Origin of the sequence: Rhodococcus gordoniae, assembly GCF_001646655.1 — a bacterium.
Classification (GTDB): domain Bacteria; phylum Actinomycetota; class Actinomycetes; order Mycobacteriales; family Mycobacteriaceae; genus Rhodococcus; species Rhodococcus gordoniae.
On record NZ_LPZN01000058.1, the window covers coordinates 1 to 7,194 of the forward strand.

Consider the following 7,194-nt stretch of genomic DNA (forward strand, 5'->3'; position numbering starts at 1 on the left):
GCCGCGCCGGGCGCCGAGCGGGTCGCGCGGCCACAGCGCGCTGCGCGGTGACGCCGTGAGAGGGTTCTCCTGCTCGGGTTCGGGTTCCGGCGCCCAATGATCGATCGAACCGAGCTCGGGTCGCGCCGTGACGATCCCGTGCAGTTCCTCGAGGAAGGGCGAGGGTCCCTTCGGTTCGGAGCCGGTGTCGGCCCAGTGATGGCCGGAGACGAACAGGGCTCGTTCGGTGCGGGTGAGGGCGACGTAGAACAGACGGCGGTCCTCGTCGAGCTTGCGCCGTTTGAGGGCGTCCTTGTGGGCGTCGACGGCCCGCTCGAGCATCTTGCGATCGGCGACGTCGCCGAGATCGAGCACGGGCACACCGTCGGTGCTCCCCGGATCGTCGTCGGGCAGCACCCGATCGCCACGCAGATGCGGGGGCAGTTCGCTCGTGGATCCGTGCCAGGACGCGAAGACTCCCGCCGCGACGTGCGGGACCGCGACGACCTCCCATTCGAGGCCTTTCGCCGAGTGGACGGTGAGGACCTGCACGCGATCGGGATCGACCTCCACCTCACCGGGCGCGAGACCCTGCTCGATCTCCTCCGCGGCCGCCAGGTAGGTCAGCAGACCGGGAAGGGTCGCGTTGGTGCGCCCCGCATAGGACGCGACCACCCCTGCGAACGCGTCGAGATGTTCGCGGCCGGCGACGCCGCGCCGGCTGCCCACGCGGGCCTCGGTCTCGATGCCGATACCGAGCACGCGCTCGACCTCGGCCACCAGTTCGGTGAGGGGCTGACCGAGCCGCTCCCGCAGAGAGGTCAACTCGCGGCCCAGCGCGACGATGCGCGCGTATCCGAACTTCGAGTAACGGTGGCTGTCGCCGGGATCGGAGATCGCGTCGGCGAGTCCGGCCTGGTCGGCATGTTCGCCGGGCAGTGCCGAATCGAGTGCGTCCTCGAGGGCGCCGGGGTCGGTCACCGCACCGGTGACACCCCAGCGGCCCGCGATGGCCAGTTCCTGAGCGCGCTCCCACAGTGCCTTCAGGTCGGCGGCCCCGAGTTGCCAGCGGGCACCGGTGAGCACCCGCACCGCCGCGCTTCCGGCGAGCGGATCCGCCGCCAGCCGCAACATCGCGAGCACATCGGCGACCTCCGGTGTGTGCAGTAGTCCGCCGATGCCGACGACCTCCACCGGCAGGTCGCGGGCGCGCAGCGCCTCGGCGATCGGCGCCGCGTCGGCGTTGCGGCGGACCAGGACCGCTGCCGTCGGCGGTGTCCGCCCGTCCTCGCGTGCAGCGGCGTACTCGGCGGCGATCCGGTCGGCCACCCAGTCGCGTTCGGTCGCGACATCGGGGTGCAGCGCGAGCCGGACGTCGCCGGCGGCCGCGTCGGGACGGGGACGCAACCGGCTGACCGGCACCCCCCGATCGCGCAGGGGTTCGGACGAGACGTTCGCCAGTTCGAGGGCCTGCGGCGGGTTGCGCCAGCTGGTGAGCAGTTCGCGGGTGGGCGCCGGCCCGTCGTCGGACGCCGGGAAGTCGCTTGCGAAGCGCGGCAGGTTGGCGGCCGACGCCCCGCGCCAGCCGTAGATGGACTGCATGGGATCGCCCACCGCGGTCACCGCGAGGCCCGGATCGGCGCCGCCGCCGAACAACGCGGCGAGCAGGACGCGCTGGGCGTGCCCGGTGTCCTGGTACTCGTCGAGCAGCACGGCCCGGAACCGGCTCCGTTCGCCGGCGCCCACCTCGGGATGGTCGCGGGCGACCCGCGCGGCGAGCGACATCTGGCTGCCGAAGTCGAGGGCGCCTTCGCGACGCAGGGTCTCGGACAGCCGTTCGACGAGCGGAAGCAACTGCAGACGCGCGTGCTGGGTGTCGAGGTAGCCGAGCAGGGTCTTCGACGGCGCTCCCCGCTGCCCCGGGCCGGGCGGGAGGGTGTGCACGAGCTGTTCGAGTTCGACGTGGGCGGCGCGCAGCCGATCCGGTTCGACGAGGTGTTCGGCGAGCTGACCGGACAGGGCGAGCACGGCCTCGGTCACCGACGCGGGATTGCGGTCGGTGTCGAGCTCGCCGTCCCACGAGCTGACCACGCGGTGCGCAACCTGCCACAGCTCGGTCTCGGACAGCAGGGTCGCCGACGGTTCGATGGGCAGCAGCAGACCGTGCTCGGTGAGCAGGCGACCGGCGTACGCGTGATACGTGCTCACCTCGGGTTCGCTGCCGAGGATCCGGGCACGCAAACCACCGCTCGGGTCGAGGTCGCGGAGCAGCGCCGACCCGGCGAGCTTGGCGAGTCGCGCCCGGATGCGGGCTGTGAGCTGCTGCGCGGCCTTGCGGGTGAAGGTCAGGCCCAGCACCTGCTCGGGTTCGACGATCCCGTTCGCGACGAGCCACACCACGCGGGCCGCCATCGTCTCGGTCTTGCCGGCACCGGCGCCCGCCACGACCAGCATCGGCCCGGGCGGCGCCTCGATGACCGCCGCCTGCTCCGTCGTGGGGGGCAGCTGTCCCAGTGCATCCGCGAGGCGCGTCGCACTCACCCGTGGTGCATTCATTCTCCGGTCACCTGCCTGCCTTCGTCGTGTGCCGGGCAGCTCGACAGCACCGGGCAGTGCCGGCACCCGTCGTTGACCCTCGCGACGAAGCGCGGACCGCGGGTCGCGGCCGCGGCGTCGTGGATGATCTCCCGCCACTGCGCCAGACCGTCCTCGTCGAGGGGCGGCTGCACACGCTGCGTCGCGCCCTCCTTGTTGTGCGGCTTCGCCACGAAGACCAGACGCGCGCCGCCGGGCGTCGCGGCCGGTTCGCCCTCGATCGCGCCGGCCGCCGCGGCCACCTGATAGGCGGCGAGCTGGGCGTGGTCGCGCGCGGCGTCCTTGGACACCGGGTTCTTCGCGGTCTTGACGTCGATGACGACGGGGCGGCCCTCGGCATCGCGTTCGAGCCGGTCGATGCGGCCGCGGAGCCGCACCCGGGGCTTGTCGTCGGAGTCGGGTTCGAGGATGCCGTCGACCTTGACCTCGACGCCGATCTCCGTGAGTTCTCCGCGCGTGCCCTGCAACCAGGTCGAGAAGGTGTCGAGCATGCGGCGGGTGCGTTCGAGTTCGCGTCGCGCATACCAGTCGGCACCCAGATCGACCGAATCCCAGGCCTTCTCGAGCGCCTGATCGATGCGGTCGGGCGGGATGCGCCCGGCGAGCGCCTGGACGAGGGTGTGCACGAGGGTGCCGGTGACGGCGTGGCTGTTCTCGCCGTCGGAGCCGCCGTGCCGCTCGAACATCCACCGCAACGCGCAGGTCGTGAGCTGTTCGACCGTGGACGGGGACAACCGCACCGCGTCGTCGTCGGGATCCCACAGCGGGTCGGCGGTGCTGGGATCGGCGGTGCCGTACCACTCGTCGGGGTGGGCGCCGCGTACCCCGGCGCGTGCGAGCCGCGCGAGTTGCTGGGCGGCCCGCTGCTGCCGTTCGGGTTCGGTGGCGGCGATCTCGGGATCGCACACCACGCTGCGCAGTTCGGCGACGAGGGCGGGCAGGGCCAGCACCCGGGTGCGGACCTCGTCGGGCACCGGGTCGGTGAGGAGATCGTCGGGTGCGTCGGTGTCGCCGGCGCGCAGTTCGTCGACGAAACGGGAGCGGACGAGTTCGCTGTCGCCGCTCACGGAGTCGACGGCGGTGACGAGGAGGTGGGTGCGGGCGCGGCTGCACGCGACGAGGAACAGTCGGCGTTCCTCGGCGAGCAGCGGCGCGGTGCGGGACAGCCGCGTGCCGGTGTCGTCGCCGCCGTCGGCACCGGAGAGGGCGTCGATCAGGGCTTCGATGCCGAGCAGGGTGCCGCGGGCCCGCAGGCTCGGCCACAGGCCTTCCTGGACCCCGGCGACCACGACGACGTCCCATTCGCGACCGGCGGCGGAGTGCGCGCTGACGACCGTGACCGCTTCGGATTCGGCGGCCACACGGGTACGGGCCGCAGCGGGGATCTCCTGCTCCGTGAGGTAGTCGACGAATCCCGCGATGTGCGCGCGGGGCAGACGGTCGACGTAGTCGGCGGCGGCGTCGAACAGCGCCACGACCCCGTCGAGATCGCGGTCGGCCTGCGCACCGATCGGCCCGCCCCAGGCCGACGCGGCGGCCCATCGCCGCTCGAGTCCGGTGGCCTGCCATGCCTCCCACAGCACGTCCTCGAGACCGCCCCCGCGCAGCGCCGCCGAACGGGCCTTGCGCAGCACTCCGAGCACCTTCCTCAGCGGTGCCGCCTCGACCTCGGTGAGCCCGCGTACGAGATGTGCGTTCTCGGCGGTGTCGTCGCCCTCGGTGAGCAGGATGCGCAGCAGTTCGGCGGAAGCGCGGTCCGCGCCCGACGCGAGCTCGACCCGTCGCAGACCACGCCGCAGTCTCCGCAGCGCGACCGGTTCGGCGCCGCCGATGGGCCCGGACAGCAGGGCCAGTGCTTCGTCGCCTCCGAAGCCACTGCCGGACACCGCGCGCAGCACGAGCAGCAGCCCCGCGACGCTGTGCTGGCGGGCCAGCGGCAGTTCGGATGCGGCGGTCGTCATCGGGACACCCGCCGCGAGCAGCGCGCGGCGCAGGGGTGCCAGCACCCGGGGCACGGACCGGACGACGATCGCCATCCGCGACCACGGCACGCCGTCGACCAGGTGGGATCGACGCAGGGTGTCGGCGACCAGCGCGGCCTCCTTGGCCTGCGACGAGCACACCGCCACCCGCACCAGGCCGGGATCGCTCTGCGGATCGCGATGCTCGGCCACGCCGCGGTGGGGCGGCAGACCCGGCAGTCGGCGCGCGATCCCGGTGGCAGCGGACGCCACCTCCGGAGCGGCGCGATGGTGGACGCCCAACACGATCCGGCGCGATCCGTCGGCCTCGCCGAGGCTCTCGAGGAAGGAGGTGTCGGCGCCGCGGAAGCCGAAGACGGCCTGGTCGGGATCGCCCGCAATGGTGCTCGTGCGGGTACCGATACCGATCACGCGCACGAGATCGGCGGCCTGCGGATCGAGATGCTGGGCGTCGTCGACGAGCAGATGACGGATCCGGCCACGTTCGGAGGCGAGCAGATCGGGATCGGTGGCGAACGCCGCGAGCGCCGCACCGACGAGTTCGGCCGCGTCGAGGGCGGGAGCGGTGGCCTCGGGAGCTTCGAGCCCGACGGCGCCGCGCAGCAGCATCACCTGCTCGTACCGCTCCGCGAAACGCCCGGCCGCGACCCACTCCGGCCGACCGCGGCGCTCTCCGAGCGCGATCAGATCCTCCGGGCCGAGACCGCGCTCGTTCGCGCGCAGCATGAGATCGCGCAGTTCGACGGCGAAGCCCGTCATGCCGAGCGCCGGACGCAACCGTTCGGGCCACATCCCGGCGCCGTCGTCGATGTCGCCGCGCAGCAGTTCGCGCAGGACGGCGTCCTGTTCGGCACCGGTGATCAGACGCGGTGGCGGGTTGCCGTGCGCCGACGCCTGCAGTCGCAGCACCGCGAAGGCGTACGAGTGGACGGTACGGACGAGGGGCTCGCGCGTGGCTCGGGGCACGGCACCGTCGCCGAGGGCGATCAGACCGGCCGTGATCGCCTCGCGCACGGCGGTGGCCGCCCGCCGCGAATGGGTGAGGATCAGCACCGACTCCGGATCGGCACCGTTCGCGATGCGATGGACCGCGAGATCGACGAGCAGGGACGTCTTGCCGGTGCCGGGCCCGCCGAGGATCTGCCAGGGCCGCCAGCGGAGGGCGGGAGGAGCATCGTCGAACACCACGCGCACGTCGTCGGGCCACTCGCGTGCCGCCGGCGCTTCGCCGGACCGGCGCACCAGACGCGCGGCCGGACGGCGGACACGATCGGGGAGATGGGGTTCGGACATGCGCGAGACGGTGGCAGGCAGGTCGGTGACCTGCGCCCGGGTCGGGTGCAGGTCGGGGATGCCGGTGTCGACGTCGAGCATGACCCCATCCCACCAGATCGGTACGACAGGTCCGGTGCGCGGTGCGTGGCGCCATGACGACTGCGATAGTGGTCGGCGTGAGTGCCACCGAGCTTCTGCACACCCATCTGTTCGGGCCCGACGACGGAGCGGAGGTCCTCGCGCTGCACGGCCTCACCGGTCACGGCCGGCGCTGGCGGAACCTCGCGGAGCGGCACCTACCCCACCTGCGGTTCGTCGCCCCCGACCTGCGCGGACACGGACGCTCCCCGTGGACTCCCCCCTGGTCGTTCGAAGCCCACGTCGCCGACCTGACGGCGGTGCTGGACGCGCATACCACCGGTCCCGTCACCGTGGTGGGGCATTCGTTCGGCGGCGCCCTCGCGCTGCACCTGGCCGCCGCGGTGCCCGACCGGGTGCGGGCGCTGGTGCTCCTCGACCCGGCGATCGGTCTCCCGGCCGGCCGGATGCTCGAGATCGCCGACCTCACCCACCGTCATCCCGACTACACGGACGAGGCCGAAGCCCGTGCGGAGAAGGTCCACGGCGACTGGAGTGAGGTGGCATCCGAGCTGCTCGACGAGGAGATCGCCGAACATCTCGTGAAGCTGGACTCGGGGCGCGTCGGCTGGCGGGTGTGCGTACCGGCCCTGGTCACCTCGTGGGGCGAGCTCGCCCGCGAACCCGTCCTGCCGCCGTCCGGCATCCCGACGATCCTCGTGCGGGCCGGGAAGGTGCAGCCCCCGTACACCACGGCGGACTTCCGTCGCGACCTCGCGGAGCGGCTCGGCGACGACCTGACCGTGCTCGAATTCGACTGCGACCACATGATCGACCAGGCGCGTCCCGCCGAGATCGCCGAACTCGTGGCCCGGATGGTGTAGCCGGTGGCCACCACGGACGAGCAGATCGAACGGGTCCGCGAACTCGTGGCCTCCGTGCCGGCGGGGCAGGTCGTGACCTACGGCGACATCGCCGCCGCTGCGGGCCTGTCGAGTGCGCGGACGGTGGGCTGGATCATGCGGACCGATTCCGCCGACCTGCCGTGGCATCGCGTGGTCCCGGCCTCCGGGCGACCGGCCGCGCACATCGCCCGACGGCAGCTCGCACGCCTCGAACTCGAAGGCGTCCCGATCTCCGGCGACAGGGTCGACCTGTCCCGGGCACGCCACCGGTTCCCGCACGGCTCACGCGAGCACGGCGACGAGCCACGCGCAGACGACGAGTAGATCCGGTCCCCTGGCCCACTGCCGGAGCAGATCGACCGGAATCTGCCCGACCGCCG

The 7,194-nt window shown here is 72.8% G+C and carries 4 protein-coding genes; 2 read left to right on the forward strand and 2 right to left on the reverse strand.

Features of this window, described 5'->3' with window-relative positions:
* On the reverse strand, positions 1–2,535 hold a 2,535-nt coding region (locus A8G18_RS19490; RefSeq protein WP_064065181.1), incomplete at its 3' end, for an ATP-dependent helicase.
* Positions 2,532–5,849, reverse strand: coding sequence for an ATP-dependent helicase (locus A8G18_RS19495; RefSeq protein WP_172506115.1), 3,318 nt, complete (start codon positions 5,847–5,849; stop codon positions 2,532–2,534). The genes A8G18_RS19495 and A8G18_RS19490, both read right to left, overlap by 4 nt.
* Positions 5,850–5,983: 134 nt before the next feature.
* Here A8G18_RS19495 and A8G18_RS19500 point away from each other — a divergent pair, with 134 nt between their 5' ends.
* A complete protein-coding gene (locus A8G18_RS19500) occupies positions 5,984–6,793 on the forward strand; it encodes an alpha/beta fold hydrolase (RefSeq protein ID WP_064065180.1) in 810 nt (269 codons plus the stop codon).
* A gap of 3 nt (positions 6,794–6,796) precedes the next feature.
* Positions 6,797–7,138, forward strand: a complete 342-nt coding sequence (locus A8G18_RS19505) for an MGMT family protein (protein ID WP_016934115.1) — start codon at positions 6,797–6,799, stop codon at positions 7,136–7,138.
* Positions 7,139–7,194: the final 56 nt, after the last annotated feature.

What these genes read in the sequence shown, in the direction of transcription:
- A8G18_RS19495 (WP_172506115.1), bottom strand. Translation starts at nt 5,849, where the DNA reads ATGTCCGAACCCCATCTCCCCGATCGTGTCCGCCGTCCGGCCGCGCGT.
- A8G18_RS19500 (WP_064065180.1), top strand. Translation starts at nt 5,984, where the DNA reads ATGACGACTGCGATAGTGGTCGGCGTGAGTGCCACCGAGCTTCTGCAC.